At 50.0% G+C, this 19,332-nt stretch carries 20 protein-coding genes; 18 read left to right on the top strand and 2 right to left on the bottom strand.

Annotation, left to right across the window (positions count from 1 at the left end; translation table 11 throughout):
• Positions 1-19: 19 nt before the first annotated feature.
• From ACZOWY_RS06515 to groL, 7 genes are all read left to right on the top strand, one after another.
• The gene (locus ACZOWY_RS06515) at positions 20-640 is read left to right on the top strand and encodes a GerMN domain-containing protein (protein ID WP_484393981.1); all 621 of its coding nucleotides are present in this window, start codon (positions 20-22) and stop codon (positions 638-640) included.
• A gap of 64 nt (positions 641-704) precedes the next feature.
• Complete coding sequence (tsaE, locus tag ACZOWY_RS06520) at positions 705-1,304, top strand: tRNA (adenosine(37)-N6)-threonylcarbamoyltransferase complex ATPase subunit type 1 TsaE (RefSeq protein WP_484393986.1); 600 nt, start codon at positions 705-707, stop codon at positions 1,302-1,304.
• Positions 1,285-1,977: a tRNA (adenosine(37)-N6)-threonylcarbamoyltransferase complex dimerization subunit type 1 TsaB gene (tsaB, locus tag ACZOWY_RS06525; protein ID WP_484393990.1), complete on the top strand. Its 693-nt coding sequence runs from the start codon at positions 1,285-1,287 to the stop codon at positions 1,975-1,977. The genes tsaE and tsaB overlap by 20 nt, the downstream gene beginning before the upstream one ends.
• On the top strand, positions 1,950-2,423 hold the full coding sequence (gene rimI / locus ACZOWY_RS06530; RefSeq protein WP_484393995.1) for a ribosomal protein S18-alanine N-acetyltransferase: 474 nt from the start codon (positions 1,950-1,952) through the stop codon (positions 2,421-2,423). Before tsaB ends, rimI begins: the two co-directional genes overlap by 28 nt.
• A gap of 66 nt (positions 2,424-2,489) precedes the next feature.
• The gene (gene tsaD / locus ACZOWY_RS06535) at positions 2,490-3,524 is read left to right on the top strand and encodes a tRNA (adenosine(37)-N6)-threonylcarbamoyltransferase complex transferase subunit TsaD (protein WP_484394000.1); all 1,035 of its coding nucleotides are present in this window, start codon (positions 2,490-2,492) and stop codon (positions 3,522-3,524) included.
• A gap of 347 nt (positions 3,525-3,871) precedes the next feature.
• Positions 3,872-4,177, top strand: coding sequence for a co-chaperone GroES (locus tag ACZOWY_RS06540; protein ID WP_484394005.1), 306 nt, complete (start codon positions 3,872-3,874; stop codon positions 4,175-4,177).
• Positions 4,178-4,273: 96 nt separating this feature from the next.
• Positions 4,274-5,896 carry a chaperonin GroEL gene (gene groL, locus ACZOWY_RS06545; RefSeq protein WP_093730215.1) on the top strand — a complete coding sequence of 541 codons (1,623 nt, stop codon included), beginning with the start codon at positions 4,274-4,276 and terminating at the stop codon, positions 5,894-5,896.
• Positions 5,897-6,071: 175 nt separating this feature from the next.
• On the opposite strand, the gene ACZOWY_RS06550 is transcribed toward groL, so the two are convergent.
• Positions 6,072-6,749, bottom strand: coding sequence for a helix-turn-helix transcriptional regulator (locus ACZOWY_RS06550; RefSeq protein WP_484394011.1), 678 nt, complete (start codon positions 6,747-6,749; stop codon positions 6,072-6,074).
• A gap of 209 nt (positions 6,750-6,958) precedes the next feature.
• Between ACZOWY_RS06550 and guaA the strand changes: the two genes are divergently transcribed.
• Positions 6,959-8,500, top strand: a complete 1,542-nt coding sequence (guaA, locus tag ACZOWY_RS06555) for a glutamine-hydrolyzing GMP synthase (RefSeq protein ID WP_484394016.1) — start codon at positions 6,959-6,961, stop codon at positions 8,498-8,500.
• 111 nt (positions 8,501-8,611) lie between these two features.
• On the opposite strand, the gene ACZOWY_RS06560 is transcribed toward guaA, so the two are convergent.
• The gene (locus ACZOWY_RS06560; RefSeq protein ID WP_484394228.1) at positions 8,612-9,772 is read right to left on the bottom strand and encodes a UxaA family hydrolase; all 1,161 of its coding nucleotides are present in this window, start codon (positions 9,770-9,772) and stop codon (positions 8,612-8,614) included.
• A gap of 595 nt (positions 9,773-10,367) precedes the next feature.
• On the opposite strand from ACZOWY_RS06560, the gene ACZOWY_RS06565 reads away from it, so the two are divergent.
• The 10 genes from ACZOWY_RS06565 (at position 10,368) to ACZOWY_RS06610 (ending at position 19,255) form a co-directional block, all read left to right on the top strand.
• Entirely contained in the window at positions 10,368-11,162 is a 795-nt protein-coding gene (locus ACZOWY_RS06565) for an NYN domain-containing protein (protein WP_484394021.1), read from the top strand.
• 25 nt (positions 11,163-11,187) lie between these two features.
• Complete coding sequence (locus ACZOWY_RS06570) at positions 11,188-11,502, top strand: TIGR04076 family protein (RefSeq protein WP_484394027.1); 315 nt, start codon at positions 11,188-11,190, stop codon at positions 11,500-11,502.
• Positions 11,503-11,724: 222 nt separating this feature from the next.
• Entirely contained in the window at positions 11,725-11,949 is a 225-nt protein-coding gene (locus ACZOWY_RS06575; RefSeq protein WP_484394031.1) for an RNA-binding S4 domain-containing protein, read from the top strand.
• Between the two features lie 89 nt (positions 11,950-12,038).
• Positions 12,039-12,467 carry an EamA family transporter gene (locus ACZOWY_RS06580; RefSeq protein WP_484394036.1) on the top strand — a complete coding sequence of 143 codons (429 nt, stop codon included), beginning with the start codon at positions 12,039-12,041 and terminating at the stop codon, positions 12,465-12,467.
• Positions 12,468-12,743: 276 nt separating this feature from the next.
• Positions 12,744-14,054, top strand: a complete 1,311-nt coding sequence (locus tag ACZOWY_RS06585; protein WP_484394041.1) for a circularly permuted type 2 ATP-grasp protein — start codon at positions 12,744-12,746, stop codon at positions 14,052-14,054.
• Complete coding sequence (locus ACZOWY_RS06590; protein ID WP_484394046.1) at positions 14,036-14,704, top strand: alpha-E domain-containing protein; 669 nt, start codon at positions 14,036-14,038, stop codon at positions 14,702-14,704. Before ACZOWY_RS06585 ends, ACZOWY_RS06590 begins: the two co-directional genes overlap by 19 nt.
• Before the next feature lie 88 nt (positions 14,705-14,792).
• Positions 14,793-15,638 carry a transglutaminase family protein gene (locus ACZOWY_RS06595; RefSeq protein WP_484394050.1) on the top strand — a complete coding sequence of 282 codons (846 nt, stop codon included), beginning with the start codon at positions 14,793-14,795 and terminating at the stop codon, positions 15,636-15,638.
• A gap of 81 nt (positions 15,639-15,719) precedes the next feature.
• On the top strand, positions 15,720-16,652 hold the full coding sequence (locus tag ACZOWY_RS06600) for a M14 family metallopeptidase (RefSeq protein ID WP_484394054.1): 933 nt from the start codon (positions 15,720-15,722) through the stop codon (positions 16,650-16,652).
• The gene (locus tag ACZOWY_RS06605) at positions 16,649-17,635 is read left to right on the top strand and encodes a M14 family metallopeptidase (RefSeq protein ID WP_484394058.1); all 987 of its coding nucleotides are present in this window, start codon (positions 16,649-16,651) and stop codon (positions 17,633-17,635) included. Before ACZOWY_RS06600 ends, ACZOWY_RS06605 begins: the two co-directional genes overlap by 4 nt.
• 204 nt (positions 17,636-17,839) lie before the next feature.
• On the top strand, positions 17,840-19,255 hold the full coding sequence (locus ACZOWY_RS06610) for an amidophosphoribosyltransferase (RefSeq protein ID WP_484394062.1): 1,416 nt from the start codon (positions 17,840-17,842) through the stop codon (positions 19,253-19,255).
• Positions 19,256-19,332: the final 77 nt, after the last annotated feature.

Below are 19,332 nucleotides of genomic sequence, written 5' to 3' on the forward strand. Positions count from 1 at the left end.
GGACAGGAGGCGCGTAACCATGTTGAAAAAAATAAGCATGTTGCTGATGTTTGTCCTGCTGCTGACGCTGGCGGGCTGTGAACCGACAGAAAAGATTACAGGGAAAAAAGGCGAGGTAAAAGACGTTACCGGTCAAAAGGATCCCATTACGACGGTTGTGAAAGATCCGAATCCTTTGACCAAGGAGTTTGTGGTATATCGCGTACAGAAGAACGGGGAAGAAATCCTGATTCCGGAAAAAGTACGGTATGCTGCCGGAAAGAAGACCCGTGAAGAGGCTGCGCTGGATGCATTAATCCATACGGATCCGGTCTCCAAACAGCTAACCAACCTGTTCCCACCGGGAACCGATGTGCGCAGCGTGAAAGTCAAAGGGGATACGGCAACGGCTGATTTTAACCAGAATTTTGCTTCCCGGGGGCAGGGCTCCTATACAGAGCGGATGATGGTAAATGCAGTTGTCTGCACACTGACTGAGTTCCCTGAAATTAAAAAAGTGAAGTTTCTGGTAGAAGGAAAAGAGATTGACACCATCAGCGGGCATATGGACCTGTTAGATCCGCTGACGAGGAACCCGGATGTGCTGAAAAAACCGGGCGGGGAAACGAAAGCGGATAGTACAGAAAAAGATAAAAAGTGATTTGTTCAGCGCAGTATTTCTGCTGCGCTGAAATTTTGTAAGTGAAAAGGAGATAATAAGTTTTATGGATACCCACTCGCATAAGAAAAAGCATCAGACGGATAATAGTTCTGACGGCGCCGGACCTGTGCCTGAACCCCTGCCGGGCCTGACCGGTATTACATGGAGGAAGGAATCGGACGGCCCCGGAACAAGTTTCTTTCTGGCAGATGAGAAGGCTACGGAAAAATTTGGCAGGCTTCTCGGAATGCTGGCTGCCGATGGGGATGTGTACTGTCTCAGCGGCGATCTGGGCGCCGGCAAGACGCTTATGAGCAAAGGTGTCTGCCAGGCGGTGGGCGTGGAGGATGAGGATGTTGTGAGTCCTACTTTTGCCCTGATGAACATCTATAACGGGAAGCTTATGGAGGTGCGGCACTTCGATTTGTACAGGCTGGATTCCCCGGAAGAACTGGCGGATATCGGCTTTTATGAGTATGTAGGCGGCGAGGGAGTATCTTTAATAGAGTGGGGGGATCTGTTCCAATCAGAACTGCCCCCGGAATATATGCAAGTGAATCTGTCAATTGTGCCGGGAGGGCGTGTGGTGGAACTGATCCCCTTCGGTCTCCGGTATGAAGCGATAAGCAAGGAAGTGTTGCGGCATGTTAACGCTGGCGCTTGATACGGCGACGGGCGTATGTACGGTAGGGCTGGTGCGGGATGGAAACGTGCTGGCAGAATATGATATTTCTGTCGGGTTGACGCATTCGGAAGGACTGATGCCTCAGCTGGATCAGATGTTTGACCGTACGGGAATAAAAAAAGAAGAGATAGAACGAATCGCTGTCAGTATGGGCCCCGGATCATTTACGGGGCTGCGGATCGGACTTGCAGCGGCGGAAGCAATGGCTTATGCCTGGGGATGCGGTATCTGTGGTGTCAATACACTGCAGGCTATGGCCTATAACATTCCGTTGGACGGCGTTGTGCTGGCTCCGGTGCTGGATGCCCAGAAGGGAAATTATTATACCGCGTTCTATATCTGGGAAAAAGGCAAGGTACAGGAACTGCAGCCGGTGGAGATGGCAGACGGGAAAACTTTGGTGCAGCAGTTGCAGGCACTGGGAAAACCGGTACTGATCATGGGTGAATGCGGAAAACTGCTGAAGCAGGAACTGCCTTCCGGAATTGCAATTGCGCCAGAACAGGTGCGCATGCCGAAAGCATCTTCCGTAGCATTGGCAGCGGAGGGGCAGGAAGCGCTGACAGGGAAAGATATTTTTACGCTGCGCCCGTACTACATCCGTAAATCGGAAGCGGAGGAACTATGGGAGAAAAGACACCCGAAAGCATGATTCGTGTCCGATTCTGTGAAGAACCGGATCTGCCGGCCGTCATGGAACTGGACAGGGAAGCTTTCTTTGATCCCTGGAGCCGGGAAACATGGCTGCGGGAATTACATAATTCAATTGCTGTCTGGATTGTGGAAGAAGTCGCGGGGGATATTGTCGGTTATGCCGGCATCTGGGTTGTTGCCGGGGAAGCGCAGGTCATGCGGGTGGCTGTACGAAAAGAACTGCGCAACCGTGGCCTGGGCCTTGCGCTAACAAAAGCGTTGCTTCAAGAAGCCCGGGATGCCGGAGCAGAGTCTGCGACGCTGGAAGTGCGGGAGAGTAACCGGGCGGCCCGGACGGTATATGAACGCTGCGGGTTTGTATCCGAAGGTGTTCGCCCCGATTATTACGAAGATAATCACGAAGGTGCGGTCATCATGTGGATGCATGATTTTGGGAAAAGCTGATTGCCGGAATTGCAGGCTGACATGATATTATTTTTAGGAAGTACAGTATAATTCAGGGAAACAGGAATGGAACGGAAAGATATTTACGTTTTGGGAATTGAAAGCAGCTGTGACGAAACGGCGGCGTCCGTAGTGAAGAACGGACGGGACGTGCTGAGCAACATTATTTCTTCCCAGATTGCAATTCATAGAAGATACGGCGGCGTGGTGCCGGAGATTGCGTCCCGCAAACATATTGAACACATTTTGCCGGTCATTGATGCGGCGCTGGAAGATGCGCAGGTGTCGCTGGAGCAGATCGATGCGGTAGCCGTGACCTACGGGCCCGGACTGGTAGGCGCGTTGCTGGTTGGTCTTTCTGCGGCAAAAGCGCTGGCCTGGGCAACGGGTAAACCGTTACTGGGCGTTAACCATCTGGAAGGTCACGTATTTGCCAACTTTATAAATGACAAAAACCTGGAACCGCCTTTCCTGGCGCTGGTGGTGTCCGGTGGGCATACCGCATTGCTGAAGGTAACAGATTACAACAGCTTTGAGATGCTGGGGCAGACCCGGGACGACGCGGCAGGGGAAGCCTTTGATAAGATTGCCAGGGTGATGGGATTGCCCTATCCTGGAGGACCGGAGATAGAAAGGCTGGCCCTGGAAGGGAATCCCCAGGCGATTGCTTTTCCCCGGGCCATGTTGGACGATCCGTTCCAATTCAGCTTCAGCGGCATGAAATCCGCCGTCATTAATTACCTGCACAATGAAGAGCAGGCACGGCGACCGGTGAACAAAGCGGACGTGGCGGCTTCCTTTCAGGAAGCGGTGACAGACGTGCTGGTGCAAAAAAGTGTGCTTGCCATCAAAGCCACCGGTTTAAAAGAAATTGTGTTGGCAGGCGGTGTGTCCGCCAATAAAACCCTGCAGCACAAACTGGCGGCGGCGGCGGAAAAAGCAGGAGCCAGGCTGGTACATCCTACTAAAATTCTGTGTACCGATAATGCGGTAATGATCGCCTGCCGCGGGTATTATATGTATCAGGCCGGCGTCATCAGCCCCTGGGACCTGAACGCGGTGCCGGCGCTTAAGCTGGGATATAAAAACAGCAGGGAATAGAATAAAGTCAAAAAGTCAAAACAGAAAAAGAACAAAATTGCGATTTTCATAAAATCACAGGTAAAAATGAGAAAAACACCTGTGATTTTTTCATTTTCAGGGTGATTTTTTGAAAAAACAGGACATGATTTTCCGAAAAACTATGAAAAAAATGTAAAATCAGTGAAATTTGTCATTTTGACTATTGCATTTTTTTTGTATCTGGCTATAATGGTATATGGAAGTTGGCACTCCGGTTTTTCGAGTGCTAACAGATTTAAAATTATGTTGTTTTAAAACTCTCACAGAGATTTGGAACCGCACAGAACAGCTCCGGCGGTTCCGCAAATAAGAAAGGGGACATAGTAATGTTAAGACCGTTAGGCGCAAATGTTGTTGTAAAAGCTGATGCAGTGGAAGAAAAGACCAAGAGCGGTATTTTCATTCCGGATACAGCATCCAAGGAAAAACCCATGCAGGGTGTTGTGCTGGCTGTCGGTAATGGCGCAATCGTGGAAGGAAAGCGTTTTCCTGTTGATGTAAAAGTAGGGGACTCTGTTATTTTCGCAAAATATTGCGGTACCCAGATTAAATATGAAGGCGAAGAACTGCTGATCCTGGCAGAACGGGACATTCTGGCTGTTGTGGAACCGGATACCAAGAAGAAAAAGTAATTTTTGGTAAGAAGGCTATAAACCGTTTGTGAAACTTCCGCAGGAATGCTTCGCGAAAAAATATGAATGAAATCAATTACAAAGGAGATAATCAATATGGCAAAACAGATTCTGTTTAACGAAGAAGCCCGCCGCAGCCTGGAACGCGGCGTTGACGCATTGGCTGATGCTGTAAAAGTTACCCTGGGACCGAAAGGCCGCAATGTAGTACTGGAAAAGAAATTCGGTTCCCCTTCCATCATCAATGACGGCGTGACCATCGCCCGCGACATTGAACTGGAAGACCCCTTTGAAAACATGGGCGCCCAGCTGGTAAAAGAAGTTGCTACCAAGACCAACGATGTAGCCGGCGACGGCACCACCACTGCAACCCTGCTGGCTCAGGCCATGATCCGGGAAGGCATGAAAAACGTAGTAGCAGGCGCTAACCCCATGATCCTGAAAAAAGGTATCAAAACTGCGGTTGACGCAGTGGTTGAAGCGTTGAAAAAATCCTCCAAGAAGGTTGTTACCAAAGCTGCCAAGGCTCAGGTTGCTTCCATCTCTGCAGGAGATGAAGAAATCGGCGGCCTGATTGCTGACGCAATGGAAAAAGTCGGCGACGACGGCGTTATCACCGTAGAAGAATCCAAGACCATGGATACCCATCTGGAAACTGTGGAAGGCATGCAATTCGACCGCGGTTACATCTCCCCGTACATGGCTACCGATGCGGAAAAGATGGAAGCGGTTATGACTAATCCGCTGGTCTTCATTACCGACCGCAAGATCAATGTAATTCAGGACATCATGCCCGTATTGGAAAAAGTGGTACAGGCCGGACGTGAACTTCTGATTATTGCAGAAGATGTAGAAGGCGAAGCCCTGGCAACCCTGGTTGTCAACAAACTGCGCGGTACCTTCAAGGCTGTGGCTGTTAAGGCTCCCGGCTTCGGCGATCGCCGCAAAGCCATGCTGCAGGATATCGCTATCCTCACCGGCGCTACCGTAATCAGCGAAGAAATGGGCCGTAAGCTGGACAGCGCTTCCATGGAAGACCTGGGCAGCGCAGGCCAGGTTCGGGTAAGCAAGGAACTGACCACCATCGTTGACGGCGGCGGCAAGAAAGCGGAAATCAAAGCCCGCGTAGAACAAATCAAGGCTCAGATTCCGGAAACCACGTCCCAGTTTGATAAAGAAAAACTGCAGGAACGGCTGGCCAAACTGGCCGGTGGTGTTGCCGTAATCAAAGTCGGCGCGGCTACCGAAGTAGAGCTGAAAGAAAAGAAACTGCGTATTGAAGACGCCCTGAACGCTACCCGCGCAGCCGTTGCCGAAGGCATCGTACCCGGCGGCGGAACCGCACTGCTGGAAGCCCAGACCGTTCTGGACAAAGTGAAAGCGGTTGGCGATGAAAAGACCGGCGTGATGATCGTGCGCCGCGCTATCGAAGAACCGGTTCGCCAGATTGCCCATAACGCAGGCCTGGAAGGCGCCGTTATTGTGGACAAGATCCGTCATTCCAAGAAGGGCGTTGGCTTTGATGCCCTGAATGAAAAATATGTTGACATGATCGAAGCCGGTATCGTAGATCCGACCAAGGTTACCCGCAGTGCGCTGCAGAACGCAGCTTCCATTGCTTCAATGGTACTGACCACCGAGACGCTGGTTGCGGACAAACCGGAACCGAAACCGGCTATGCCCCCCATGCCTCCCGGAGGCATGCCCGGCATGATGTAATCTGCTGTTGAGGAACCGTTTTCCCGCTACAGATTACCGGTTTTGCTTGGTAAGATAATTCAATAAACCATAATAAAAGACAGGCTGCAAAAATTTGCAGTCTGCCTTTTTTTATATGATAGTGCTTATTTAGCAGGGAAAGTCCCACAGGCATTGGCAAAACCCTTGCCATCCGTCAGTAATTATTCTCCTGCGCATCAAAGTATGCGCACAAACGGGAACGGTTTTTAACATTGTACCTGTGATACAGTTTGGCCAGCGCTTTTTTGATGGTAATTTCCGCAAGGCCGAATTCATCCGCAATATCCCGGATCGGCATGCCGTTGCGGAGCATGCGCACCAGCCTTTTTTCACGGTCAGTCAGACCATCATATAAATGGAGATTCCTCCGGTTTTTGTTGGCAATCTGGATGGCCAGCATCTCTTCCGGGGAAATCCGCTTTGTGGTAAACGAGTTGTGTATATATGCCAGCTCCCACTCGTTACAGTCTGGTTTCACGTCCTTACAGCGGCGGAACAGCAACGTTTCATGCAGACATTCCTGTTCGGATTCCCTGCCTTCTTCCGTTACCTTCAAATCGCAGACAACTTCACAAAGCCAGTGATCCCAGCCAATCCGTTTTGTTGTATATTTTTCCTGAATTACATTACAGGGAAGCAAGGTTCCATATGCTTTGGTGATAAAAAACTCGACTTTCTTTTTCCCTTCTGCCTGCATATTTTTTCCAGCGCCAAGATAATAGGCGTCTGCCGCCAGCAGGGAAAACAGATAGTCTAGCTTCCTCTCTATGAAAAAGGAGCGCACAAGCTTTTTGGAAATGAATTTTATCTGGTTTTCTGCAGTTCCTCTCATTATATAATCCACCCTCTCAAAAAATAAAAAGCAAAGAATATACTCTTGTATAGAATATATTATAAGAAACTGACTGTAAAGTCAATTATTATTTATAATATTTCTGCAACTTATTCTGTTGCCAAAACGTGATTTTTTATGGTATATTTTTCTTGTTTCTTATGTATTGTAATAATTTTGTTTTGATTTGATGAGGAGGCTTACTTAAAATGAAAGAAAACCATGAACTGGTACTGGTCATCGACTTTGGCGCCCAGTATGCACAGTTGATCGCCCGGCGTGTACGGGAGTGCAGTGTGTACTGTGAAATTGTTCCCTATAGCTGCCCATTGGAAAAAATAAAAGAGATGAAACCGGCGGCCATTATTTTGTCCGGCGGCCCTGCCAGTGTGTATGTGGAAAACGCGCCTAAAGCAGATGCGGGAGTTTTTAATCTGGGTATTCCGGTGCTGGGCATCTGCTACGGCCATCAGTTTATGTGCCAGGCACTGGGAGGAAAAGTTTCGTCTGCAAACATCCGGGAGTATGGGAAAACAGATATTACACTGGAACCCTGGGCGTCCCTGTTCCGTGGCATAGATAAAGAAGAGTCTTGCTGGATGAGCCACACGGATTTTGTGTCAGAGCCTCCGGCAGGTTTTGAAGTGCTGGCAGTGACCCATGACTGTCCGATCGCAGCAGTGGGAAATGAAGAAAAAAAATTCTACGGTGTGCAGTTCCATCCGGAAGTAGAGCACACCCCCTTCGGTAAAAAGATGATTGCCAACTTTTTGTTTGAAATCTGCAAACTGAAAGGCGACTGGTCCATGAAGTCTTTTGTAGAACGGAAAGTGGCGGAGATTAAAGCGAAGGCAGGGGACAAAAAAGTGCTGTGCGCTCTCAGCGGTGGCGTGGACTCTTCCGTTGCGGCCGTGCTGGTACACAAAGCTATCGGCAAGCAGCTGACCTGCATCTTTGTGGACCATGGCCTTTTGCGCAAAGATGAAGGGGATCAGGTTGAAAATGTTTTCAAAGATACATTTGATATGAACTTCATCCGTGTGAATGCGGCGGATCGTTTCCTGGGAAAACTGAAGGGCGTGGCCGATCCGGAACAGAAGAGGAAGATCATCGGGGCGGAATTCATCCACGTATTTGATGAAGAATCAAAGAAATTAGGTAAGGTCGATTTTCTGGTACAGGGTACCATTTATCCTGACGTGGTGGAAAGCGGTGGTACCGGTACCAGCGCTACCATCAAGAGTCACCACAACGTGGGAGGACTGCCGGAAGACATGGACCTGCAGCTCATCGAGCCTCTCCGGGAATTGTTTAAAGATGAAGTCCGTGCCGTAGGAGCCGAGCTTGGTATTCCCGAAGCGCTGGTATGGCGGCAGCCTTTCCCCGGACCGGGTCTTGCTATCCGCGTGTTAGGTGAAGTGACGGAAGAAAAGCTGAAGATTACCAGAGAGGCGGACGCGATTTTCCGCGAGGAAATTGCCAATGCCAGGCTGGACCGTACCATCTGGCAGTACTTTGCATGTTTGCCCAACATTCACAGTGTAGGTGTCATGGGTGACGGGCGTACCTACAGTTACACCGTGGCCTTGCGGGCGGTGCTGTCTACTGACGGCATGACCAGCGACTGGGCCCACATTCCCTACAGCGTACTGGATACCGTTTCCCGCCGCATCGTCAACGAAGTGCAGGGCGTCAACCGTATCGTATACGACATTACCAGCAAGCCGCCCGCGACCATAGAGTGGGAATAAATGAAAGAATCCCCGGAGTACGCATGATACATGCAACTCCGGGGATTACTTTTTAATCGTACTGTTGTTGCCAGGATGGTTTGTCAGTTTAACAAAAAAACTGTATTGTAATCAGACAAACCGGCACACATGATCTACAGCGATATCGGAGAAACCGAACGTTTCGGCTTTTGTCATTTTGCCGTTGCAAATGTCGCGGACGGCATTTACCATTTCACGGCCCATTTCCTGATAGGTCTTTTCTCCCCGTACGATGGGACTTAAATCAATGTCCATATTATCTTCCATCTTTTGGTAGGTACGACCATTGGCTGTAACCTTTAATACGGGAACGATAGCGTTGCCGGTGGGGGTGCCCCGGCCCGTGGTGAAAATGATAGCCTGGCAACCGGCGGCGGCCATACTGGTTACAGAAGAAATGTCATATCCGGCAGTGTCCATGACGATAGCGCCGTGTTTGGAAGGATGTACGCCCTGTTCCAGTACTTCTACTACAGGACGGGTGCCACCCTTGCGGATGCAGCCCAGACTTTTTTCGTCCAATGTAGACAGACCGCCTGCCTTGTTGCCCGGGGTGGGCTGGCCTGCCCGGCAATCCTGACCTGCTGCAGCGAGGTGATTTTCGTACGCCCGGCAGACCTCGATAATCCGGTTATGAATTTCTTTTGTGGCTCCCCGTTTGGCCAATACATGTTCGCCGCCAATCCATTCAATGGATTCGCTCATCATGGTGGTGGCCCCCATGTCCACCAGAATATCGCTGAGCTCGCCTACGGCGGGGTTGCTGGCGATGCCGGAAGTGGCGTCGGAGCCGCCACATTCAATACCCATTAATAATTCTGAAATGTCGAACAGTTCTTTCTGCTGCATGGCGGCTTCCGCTGCCATGTCCCGGGCAGCGCGCACGGCTTTCTCAATCGTTTTCAGAGTACCGCCTTCGTCCTGGATACCGAAGGAAACCACCGGTTTGGAGGTCATAGCCTGAATTTTTTCCCGCAGCTTGTTGTGGGGAACCGTTTCGCAGCCCAGACCGATAATTACCACACCATATACATTGGGGTTGCAGGCGAAGCCCGTTAAAATTTTCTGGCTCATCCCGGTGTTGGCGGCCACATCGGAACACCCTGTGTTGAATACAATGTTGACCGCCCCGCGTACCTGGGATGCTACAATGCGACTGCTTTCACTGCCGCAGGCACAACCTGGAAGAATCAGCACATGGTTGCGGATGCCGGGACGTCCTTCTGCGCGGCGGTAACCCCAGAATTTGATACCTTTCAGATCAGGTGCGCCTTCAGATTGTTTAGCACACATCTGGAAGTCATCGGCAGCCAGTTCACTGTCGTAATCCCGGGGAACGCTGAACAGATTGCGGTCCGAAACCCAGCCGCCTTCAGGGATATCTTCCGATACCGTGCCCAGGCTTTCTCCGTATTTGATGACATGACCGCCTTTCGGGATGTCTGTCAAGGCAATCTTATGACAGTAGGGAACATTTTCTTTTGCTACAATCGAGCAGATTTCGTTCCCGTTCCGGTAAACGGCCATGCTGCCTGCCGGGATTTCGGTCATACAGGTAACTACGTTGTCAGTAGAATCCATCATCAGAGCATTAATGTCCATACTGTTTCCCTCCTGATTCTTAAATATTTGCTGATTTTTTTCGTTATTCGTTATAAAAACAATATCATAGTTTTATTGTGAAATCAAATTTGAAATGTTATAATTTGTTATAAATGTATATTAACGAATGTTACAGAGTCATTGATTTTTAAATGACCGTGCATATAAGCATGAAAGCAACCGCCGGTTTCACTGTCAGGACATGCTTCCGGAGCTTTCATAGCAGAAAAATGTGGAGGTTTGCATGGAAACACTGAAAAGCATAGTGCTTATGATTGACGCAGACAATACGCAGCTTTCAAAAATTGAAAATGTGATCCAGGAAGTGTCCACATATGGGCGCATTGTGGTAAAGAGAGCTTACGGAAACTGGAAGAAGGAAGCTTTAAAGAATTGGGAAAACGAACTAAAACGGCTGGCCATCAAAGCGGAGCAGCAGTTTGATTATGTGTCCGGAAAAAATGCTACGGACATTGCGCTGGTCATCGACGCCATCAATCTGCTCCACAAAGGGATCTACGATGCCTTTGTAATCGTGGCCAGTGACAGTGACTACACCCCGCTGGCTATCAACCTGCATGAATCAGGTGTCTATGTTATCGGCATAGGCGAAAATAAGACACCGAAGTCATTTCGTAACAGCTGTGATGAATTTATTTTTCTGGAAAACATTGGCGTGGAAAAGGAAACCGCCGTTGTGGAAGAAACTTCTGTTTCCGAGAACGAAACGCAAAACGGAAAAGCGAAAGTGAAAAAACATGAGAACATCAATGAAGTTCACAATCTGCTTCGAATTGCTTTTGATAAATTCCAGATCAATGATGACGATACGGATAACTATGTGAACATCGCTTCGGCCGGACAGTTTATCCGACGGGCGAAGCCGGACTTTGATGTGCGTAACTTTGGCTTTGAAAAATTATCAAAACTGATAGAAGCATTCCCGGAAAAATATGAGCTGAAGAATTACGAGTTCAACGGAAAAAAACAGATTGGTTATAAATGCAAGAAAGGAAAGGGCAGGGGGAAAAAGAAGTAAAATTGTATTTATCAGGTAAATTCACATGAAAAAAATTCGAATTATTGTAATGAAGAAGATTTGCCACAAGGATTTAATGGCAAAGTATGAAAACCCGATGGAACATCCCTGCGACATGGAAGAAGGACAGGTTTTCATTGCCAATGGCTGGCAACGTCCGGAAGGATTGTGCGAGAGCGCCTGGGAAACCATGTCTCCCTTTGTGATGGCATTAGCCCATGGGGCAGAGAATTTCTATGACGGCTGGATGAAGAATCCGAAGTCTGCCATGATTTCCTGCAATGACGGCTTCCGTCCGGTTAGTTTTCTGATTGAAGCATTGGAGGAAGAAGCGGAATAAGGCGGTCAGTCTAAGCAGAAGAAAAGGAAGGACACCCGTGTCTTACTACACTTACATTTTGGAATGTGCGGACGGCACATTATATGTGTAAAGGAAACTGCATAAACCGGGATAACTTATTATGGAAGAAGAGTATCAAGTGCATTTACAGTATGAAATGATAGTTTCGTGTATAATAACTCTTAGAAAGGTAAATAAACCATTTACAGGTTGGGGGAGTATATGAAAAAAATTGCAATAGAAATAGATACAGAATTTATTCCGGCCGCAGCGTTGTTAAAACTGGCCGGTGTAGTGGAAAGCGGCGGTCAGGCTTCTTATGAGATAGAACAGGGCCATGTGGCCATGGACGGGATCGTATTAAAAGAAAAACGTAAAAAGGTAAGACCGGGGAGCACTGTGGTCTTGAATCATGAATATGCAATTTATGTAACATCTTGCAGATAATGGATCAGACAGAACAGATTCCTGATTGTGCCTGTGGGATAGAGACGTTGTCTGTCGGATTGTTGATATAATGGCAGGAGGAACTGCAAATGATCTCATATATTTGGCCTGTTGCGCTGGTGGTGTTTTCCAACACGCTTTATCAGATCTGCGCAAAGGAAGTGCCCGGCGGAGTTAATGCTTTTGCCACGCTGACCGTTACGTATCTGGTAGGGGCATTGGCTTCCGGCGTACTGTTTTTGGTGACCGGGAACGGCGCGAATCTTTTACAGGAGTATGGCAGGCTGAATTGGGCGGTGTTCGTTCTGGGCCTTGTCATCGTGGGACTGGAGGCTGGCTGGATCTATGCCTACAAGGCAGGCTGGCCGGTGAGCACGGCTTTCATCGTACAGAGCGCGATCCTGGCAGGCTTTCTGTTGCTGGTGGGGTATCTGCTGTATCATGAACCCCTGGCCTGGAATAAGATTGCGGGGGTAGTAATTTGCCTGATTGGGCTGTATGTGATGAATTTCAAATAAAAAATTACGCAAACTTTTGTCTCCCTCTTGCTTTTTTGACGTTCTCTTGCGATAATTTATAATATAGGAAAGAGTAAACGTGGACCGTATTGTTCGAAGACGTCATTGCATTCAGGTAAAAATTCAAATGGTTGGAAGGGATTAAGGAAACGCTGATTCGTTCATTGCGCAAACTCTGTTAATCAGCGTATCTTTACGCAGTTCTCAAAAGCATGACAATGAAGTCGGAGAGATTTTCTTTGTCGTGCTTATTTTTATTTGAGGTAGGGGTTGTTTATGAAAACGTTGTTGGCGCACACAAAAGAGATCAATGAACAACTGGCCCGGTACGGAGTGAAATTCGGAATCTACAAAGACGGGACGTTCAATGAGCGGCTGTTCCCCTTTGACCCGGTTCCCCGGCAGATTCCGGAAAAGGATTACGAAGTATTGGAGAAAGGCCTGGTCCAGCGCGTGACGGCGCTGAACAAATTCATCTATGACATCTATCACGACAAAAAGATCGTGCGTGACGGTGTCGTGCCGGAAGAATTTGTGTACCGTTCCCCCGGTTACCTGGCCCAGTGTGAGGGCATCACACCTTCCAAAGAGGTGTACAGCCACATTTCCGGTATCGATCTGGTGGAAGGAAAGGACAACGAGTGGTACATACTGGAAGACAATCTCCGGATTCCTTCCGGTGCATCGTATCCGCTGATTGCCCGGACCATTTGCCGACGCTGCAGTCCGGAGACGTTTCAACGCTATCATGTGCGGGACAACCGGAATTATGGCGCCCTGCTGAAACGGACCATGGATTATGTGAATACCGGTGGCATCAATGTAATTTTTACGCCGGGCCGTTATAATGCGGCATACTTTGAACATTCGTATCTGGCGGAACAGGCCGGAGCGGTGCTTGCGGAAAGCAATGACCTGTTTGTGGAAAACCAGACGCTGTATTACCGTACCAGCCGGGATCCGGTGCGGGTGGGAGCCGTGTACCGCCGGGTCAGTGATGAGTACATGGATCCTCTCTGCTTTGAGCCTTCGTCCCTGATCGGCATCCCCAATATCATGGACGCCTACCGGGCCGGCAATGTGGCGATGATGAACGCCCCCGGCAACGGTGTGGCGGATGACAAAGGCATCTACTATTTCGTGCCGAAGATGATTAAGTATTATCTGGGTGAGGACGCGATCCTGAAGAATGCGCCTACCTATCTGCCTTATTATGAGGAAGACCGCAAATACACCCTGGACAACATCCATCGCCTGGTCATCAAAGACGTGGCAGAAGCGGGCGGTTACGGTGTGGTATTTGGCGAAAACCTGACAGAGGCGCAGCGGGAAGAACTGAAGAACACTATCATCAACGCGCCGCGCCGTTTCATTGCCCAGGAAGTGATCGACTTTAAGGATCTGCCCATTCTGGAAAACGGGGAGACGGTGGAGCGCAAGGCGGACCTGCGTGCTTTCGTCCTCAGCGGCGAGGATGTACAGGTATGGCCCAGCGGGCTGACCCGTTTCTCCCGGAACCCGGACAGCTTTGTGGTGAATTCTTCGCAGGGAGGAGGTTTCAAGGACACATGGATAGTTTGTCAGTAAGCAAGTTGAACCGGCTTTATTGGCTGGGGCGTTATTATGAACGGCTGGCTACCACCCTGGGTTACCTGTGGGACTGGTACGATGTGATGATCGACGGGGAAATTGATTATCCGGTTTTTTGCCGGAAGCTGAGCATCGATTGCTGTTATAAAGATGATAAAGATTTTATGCACAACTATGTATTTGATAAAAACAACCCCGATTCCCTGCGCACGGTGGCGGATGCCATGCTGGGCAACGGCATGGTGCTGCGCGATGTGATTGGAAGCCGCACCCTTGCCTATCTGGAACTGGCGGTGCTGGGGATGAAGAGCGCGGAAACCAGCGACAGCCCTACGCTGCCCCTGCAGCGGGTCATCGATTTCATCATGGCCTTCCGTGGCAGTTACGACGACATGATCGACGATGAAAATGTGCGTAACATTATCAAATGCGCCGCAGGCGTGGAGAGACTGAGTTTATACCTGCGCCTTGGATGGCATCTGGATTCGGTGAAGTCGGAGATCGGCAAGCTGATGAAACGGATGAACCGTACGTCGCTGCAACCGTCCCACGCTTCGTTGCAGACCCTGCTTTCGGCAAAGAATCCGGAAACGCCGGAAGAGCGTAAAGCACTGCTGGATGCAGCGGAGAACCTGTTTATCGTGTGAGGGAGAGTTATGCGTCAGGCGTTGTTACAGAGAGAAGAAGGATTGCGGCGTTTGCCGTAACAGGCCTGGCTGAAGAGGAAGGTGTCCCATGCAACGAGAGTTGTCCTTTTATTTTGATACAGTTTTGAATTTTTCCGGGTCAGTGACGGAGCACAATTACCTGTTGCGCTGCATTCCCGCTGACAGTCCGGAACAGAAGATTCTTTCTTATACGCTGACAGTTTATCCGGACAGTGCGGCGTCCCTGGGACGAGATTCTTTTGGCAATGTGGTGCGCGCGGGGCGGGTGGCGGAAGCCCATGATTCGTTCCGTTATACCCTGCAGGGCATGGCCTACCGTGACGATTCCCTGCGTGTGCCGGAAGAAGCAAAGCCTTTTTACCGTTATGCGTCACCATTGACCCAGGTCTCACCTGAGCTGGAAGCATTTTATGAGAGTGCTGTGAAAAACGCAGACGGCGGTATGTTGCAGGCCCAGGCACAGAACGGTGTGCAGGTGCAGGGAACACCGGGCCGTTTCAGTGCATTGAATGCGCTGGAGAAAGCATATGTTCTCTGTGCAAAGGTGTATGAGCATTTTACTTATGCGCCCGGTGAAACCAACGTGATGACAACGGCAGGGGAAGCATTTGTCGCAGGGAAAGGCGTGTGCCAGGATTATGCCCATGTGCTGATCACGTTGTGCCGTTTGGCAGGCATACCCGCCCGGTACGTCAGCGGGCTCTTTGTAGGGGAAGGAGCCAGCCACGCCTGGACGGAGATCTGGATGGACGGTTTGTGGTACGGCATCGATCCGACACACAATTGCCCGGCTGATGAAACGTATCTGAAGCTTTGTGTCGGCCGCGATTACAGCGACTGTCCATTGGAACAGGGTGTGTTCTCCGGCTGGGCGGAGCAGACCCAGAAAGTATTTACCAAAGTGACAGATTAAGAACGTTTTACCCTGTTCTCAACAGGGCGGCAGACTTTCGTCCTGTAATACAAAAAGATTCCCGGTTAGTAAGGAGATTCCATGATAGAGACCGTGATCAAAGCGCCTCTTCCGGTGGGAGAAGCGCTTGTCATTCAAAAAAACCGCATACAGGGCACAGACCCGAAATGTTGCAGGCTTTCCATCGTAACCGGAACCCACGGCGACGAACTGGAAGGGCAGTATGTGGCCTGGCAGCTGGCCCGGGTGCTGGAAGAAAAAAAAGAGACGTTGCGGGGAACCGTGGATATATATCCGGCGCTGAATCCCCTGGGCATCAGTACGATTTACCGGGGGCTTCCAGGTTTCGACCTGGACATGAACCGCATTTTCCCGGGCAGCCGTAATGAAAGCATGTATGAATATATTGCCAACGGCATCATCCGCGATATAAAGGGAGCGGATTTGTGTATCGATATCCACGCCAGCAACATTTTCCTCCGCGAGATACCCCAGGTGCGTATCAATGAAATAACGGCGAAGGAACTGGTACCGCTGGCGAAACTGCTGAACATGGATTATATCTGGGTACACAGCGCAGCGACAGTGCTGGAGAGTACGCTGGCCTACAGTTTGAATATGCTGAAGACGAAAACACTGGTGGTGGAGATGGGCGTGGGCATGCGTATCACCCAAAGCTACGGCGACCAGCTGATTACGGGGATTTTATCTGTCATGTCCCATCTGGGTATGTTAACGGAACCGGCGCCGGCAGTGAAGCAGCCAATCGTCAGTACAGACGGGAGCGTAGCTTTTATCAATGCGGATGCATCCGGCTTTTTTATGCCCCGGGTAAGTCATGGGGACTTTGTGAAAAAAGGGCAGCCGGTAGGAATGATTGCCGATTCCCTGAACGGGGTCACGAAAGAGGAACTGTTCAGCCCGGTGGACGGCATGGTCTTCACTCTGCGTGAATACCCGGTGGTCAACGAAGGTTCGCTGATCGCCCGGATACTGGGAGGAATCGGATCATGAGACGGGTAAAGTTATTTACGATTGACGCGCTTCCCTACCGTCAGCCCATCCCGGTGTACGGATACCGTTTCGGCTCACGGAAAAAAACACTGGCTGTGATGGGGGCTATCCGGGGCGATGAAGTACAGCAGATGTACACGGCGGCCCGGCTTGTGCGTAAATTTTCGGAACTGGAAGCTGCGGGAGCTTTTGCGCCGGATTGTGGCGTGCTGGTTGTTCCCTGTGCCGGACAGTTTTCCATGAATGTGAATAAGCGCTTCTGGCCTTTGGACAATACAGATATCAACCGGATGTTCCCCGGTTACGGAGCGGGGGAAACGACACAGCGGCTGGCAGAGAGGATTTTTACGGCACTGCAGGGATATAAGTGGGGGATCCATCTGGCCAGTTTTCACCTGCCGGGGGATTTTGTTCCCCATGTGCGTGTCATCCATACAGGCTATCAGGAAGATGCGGAAGGCTTGGATTTCGGGCTGCCGTACCTGGTGGTTCGCGAACCGCATCCGTTCGACACCACGACGCTGAATTACAACTGGCAGGTTTGGGAGACCTGTACCTTTTCCGTTTATTCCAGGACAACGGATTTTATTGACGAGGACAGTGCGGAAATGGCAGCGGACAGTGTGCTTCGCTTTCTGGAAAAGCGGAGGATGTTGCGCAGCAACGTACCGGAGAGCGTCCTGCGATTTCTGGCCGAGAAAGGCATGTTGGGCTGTGAAGTGCCGGAAGGCCTGAAAACGGAATTTGTAAAAGAAGAGGAACTGATCAACATTCACAATAAAAAGGGCGGCATCCTGATACGGTATTGCCATCCGGCAGATTATGTCAGAAAGGGAAACCTGCTGGCAGAGATCATCGATCCGTACACGACAGAGGTGCGGGAGAAAATCTGCGCACCGGCAGACGGCACCCTGTTTTTTGTCCATCATGCCCAGCTGATTGCAGGGCGTTCCATTGTGTTCCGCCTGATTTCACAAAAGTGAGAGGTTTCGATGAGTGGGGCAGGGTTGCTTTTTCCTGACAGTCGTGGTAAGATTACAATCGAAGACAGGGACGTCGTAACGAACCTGTCTTTTTTTGCTGCAAGAGTTTTGTATTTTTTTCTTGCAGTCTGGGAAAGAGTACGATAAAATAAGGAAGCAGTTTTGTTGTAGATTCAAAAGGGGAAAGTTGAGAGGAACTGATTCATGAGCGGATATTTTGGCGTTGTATCAAAAGAAGATTGCGTATTTGACCTGTTTTTCGGCACGGATTACCATTCCCATCTGGGAACCCGCCGGGCCGGACTGGCAGTGTACGGGGAGGACGGTTTCAACCGGTCCATTCATAATATTGAAAACTCTCCCTTCCGTACCAAGTTTGACAGTGATATCCATCACATGCGCGGCAATCTGGGCATTGGCTGCATCTCGGATTTTGAAGCCCAGCCCCTGATTGTACGGTCCCATCACGGCACTTTTGCCATCACCACGGTCAGCAAGATCAATAACATGGATGAGCTGGTGGCCGGCATTATGAAAAAAAGCGGCACTCACTTCCTGGAGATGAGCGGCGGCTCCATTAATGCGACGGAATTGGTGGCCACCCTGATCAACCAGAAAGATAATTTAATCGAAGGGATCCGGTATGCGCAGGAGTGTGTGGACGGTTCTCTTTCATTGATGATCATGACGCCTCAGGGCGTTTATGTGGCCCGGGACAAGGTGGGACGCACGCCTATGATTTTGGGTAAAAAGGAAGACGGCTTCTGTGCTACCTTTGAATCGTCTGCTTATCTGAATCTGGGGTATGAGAATTATAAAGAACTGGGACCCGGCGAGATCGATATCATGACGCCGGAAGGCGTGCAGGTACTGGCGAAGCCCGGATCTAAGATGCGGGTCTGCACCTTCCTGTGGGTTTATTACGGGTATCCTTCTTCATTCTACGAAGGGGTGTCTGTGGAACAGATGCGTTACAACTGCGGCAAATACATGGCCCGGCGTGACTGTATCGAACCTGACGCTGCGGACAACGTAGCCGGTGTTCCGGATTCCGGCATTGCCCACGCGGTAGGGTATGCCAATGAAAGCCGTATCCCGTTTTCCCGTCCGCTGATCAAGTATACGCCGACCTGGCCCCGTTCTTTTATGCCGACCATCCAGAGCAAACGGAACCTGATTGCCAAGATGAAGCTGATCCCGGTGCATGAACTGATTGACAATAAACGGATCATCCTGATTGACGATTCGATCGTACGCGGTACCCAGCTTCGGGAAACTACGGAGTTTTTGTTTAAATCGGGAGCAAGAGAAGTCCATGCCCGTCCGGCCTGCCCGCCCATCACCTTCGGCTGCAAATTCCTGAACTTCTCCCGTTCCAATTCCGAGATGGAACTGATTGCCCGGCAGATTATTGCCAAAGAAGAAGGGGAAAATGTGGCCCGGGAAATTCTGGAGGATTACTGTAATCCGGATTCAGACCGGTACCACGCCATGGTGAAGGGCATCTGCAAGAAGATGGGATTCACCAGTCTGGGCTTCAACCGTCTGGACGATATGATCAAGGCCGTTGGCATTGATCCCGATACCCTTTGCACGTATTGCTGGAACGGGAAGGATTAAGTTAAGTAAGTTGTATAAATTAAAAAAATAACAGCGTGCAGGGATTCACAAAACCGTTTACGTTTGTTATTCCATGG

The sequence above is a fragment of the Succiniclasticum sp. genome (genome assembly GCF_056977735.1).

Bases quoted from the DNA above. Each gene is read 5' to 3' on its own strand.
- ACZOWY_RS06570 (WP_484394027.1), top strand. From the start codon at position 11,188: ATGAAAAAAATTCGAATTATTGTAATGAAGAAGATTTGCCACAAGGAT.
- tsaB (WP_484393990.1), top strand. From the start codon at position 1,285: ATGTTAACGCTGGCGCTTGATACGGCGACGGGCGTATGTACGGTAGGG.
- rimI (WP_484393995.1), top strand. From the start codon at position 1,950: ATGGGAGAAAAGACACCCGAAAGCATGATTCGTGTCCGATTCTGTGAA.
- ACZOWY_RS06610 (WP_484394062.1), top strand. From the start codon at position 17,840: ATGAGCGGATATTTTGGCGTTGTATCAAAAGAAGATTGCGTATTTGAC.
- ACZOWY_RS06600 (WP_484394054.1), top strand. From the start codon at position 15,720: ATGATAGAGACCGTGATCAAAGCGCCTCTTCCGGTGGGAGAAGCGCTT.
- ACZOWY_RS06595 (WP_484394050.1), top strand. From the start codon at position 14,793: ATGCAACGAGAGTTGTCCTTTTATTTTGATACAGTTTTGAATTTTTCC.
- tsaE (WP_484393986.1), top strand. From the start codon at position 705: ATGGATACCCACTCGCATAAGAAAAAGCATCAGACGGATAATAGTTCT.
- tsaD (WP_484394000.1), top strand. From the start codon at position 2,490: ATGGAACGGAAAGATATTTACGTTTTGGGAATTGAAAGCAGCTGTGAC.
- ACZOWY_RS06585 (WP_484394041.1), top strand. From the start codon at position 12,744: ATGAAAACGTTGTTGGCGCACACAAAAGAGATCAATGAACAACTGGCC.
- ACZOWY_RS06515 (WP_484393981.1), top strand. From the start codon at position 20: ATGTTGAAAAAAATAAGCATGTTGCTGATGTTTGTCCTGCTGCTGACG.
- groL (WP_093730215.1), top strand. From the start codon at position 4,274: ATGGCAAAACAGATTCTGTTTAACGAAGAAGCCCGCCGCAGCCTGGAA.
- ACZOWY_RS06565 (WP_484394021.1), top strand. From the start codon at position 10,368: ATGGAAACACTGAAAAGCATAGTGCTTATGATTGACGCAGACAATACG.
- ACZOWY_RS06550 (WP_484394011.1), bottom strand. From the start codon at position 6,749: ATGAGAGGAACTGCAGAAAACCAGATAAAATTCATTTCCAAAAAGCTT.
- ACZOWY_RS06575 (WP_484394031.1), top strand. From the start codon at position 11,725: ATGAAAAAAATTGCAATAGAAATAGATACAGAATTTATTCCGGCCGCA.
- ACZOWY_RS06605 (WP_484394058.1), top strand. From the start codon at position 16,649: ATGAGACGGGTAAAGTTATTTACGATTGACGCGCTTCCCTACCGTCAG.
- ACZOWY_RS06590 (WP_484394046.1), top strand. From the start codon at position 14,036: ATGGATAGTTTGTCAGTAAGCAAGTTGAACCGGCTTTATTGGCTGGGG.
- guaA (WP_484394016.1), top strand. From the start codon at position 6,959: ATGAAAGAAAACCATGAACTGGTACTGGTCATCGACTTTGGCGCCCAG.
- ACZOWY_RS06540 (WP_484394005.1), top strand. From the start codon at position 3,872: ATGTTAAGACCGTTAGGCGCAAATGTTGTTGTAAAAGCTGATGCAGTG.
- ACZOWY_RS06580 (WP_484394036.1), top strand. From the start codon at position 12,039: ATGATCTCATATATTTGGCCTGTTGCGCTGGTGGTGTTTTCCAACACG.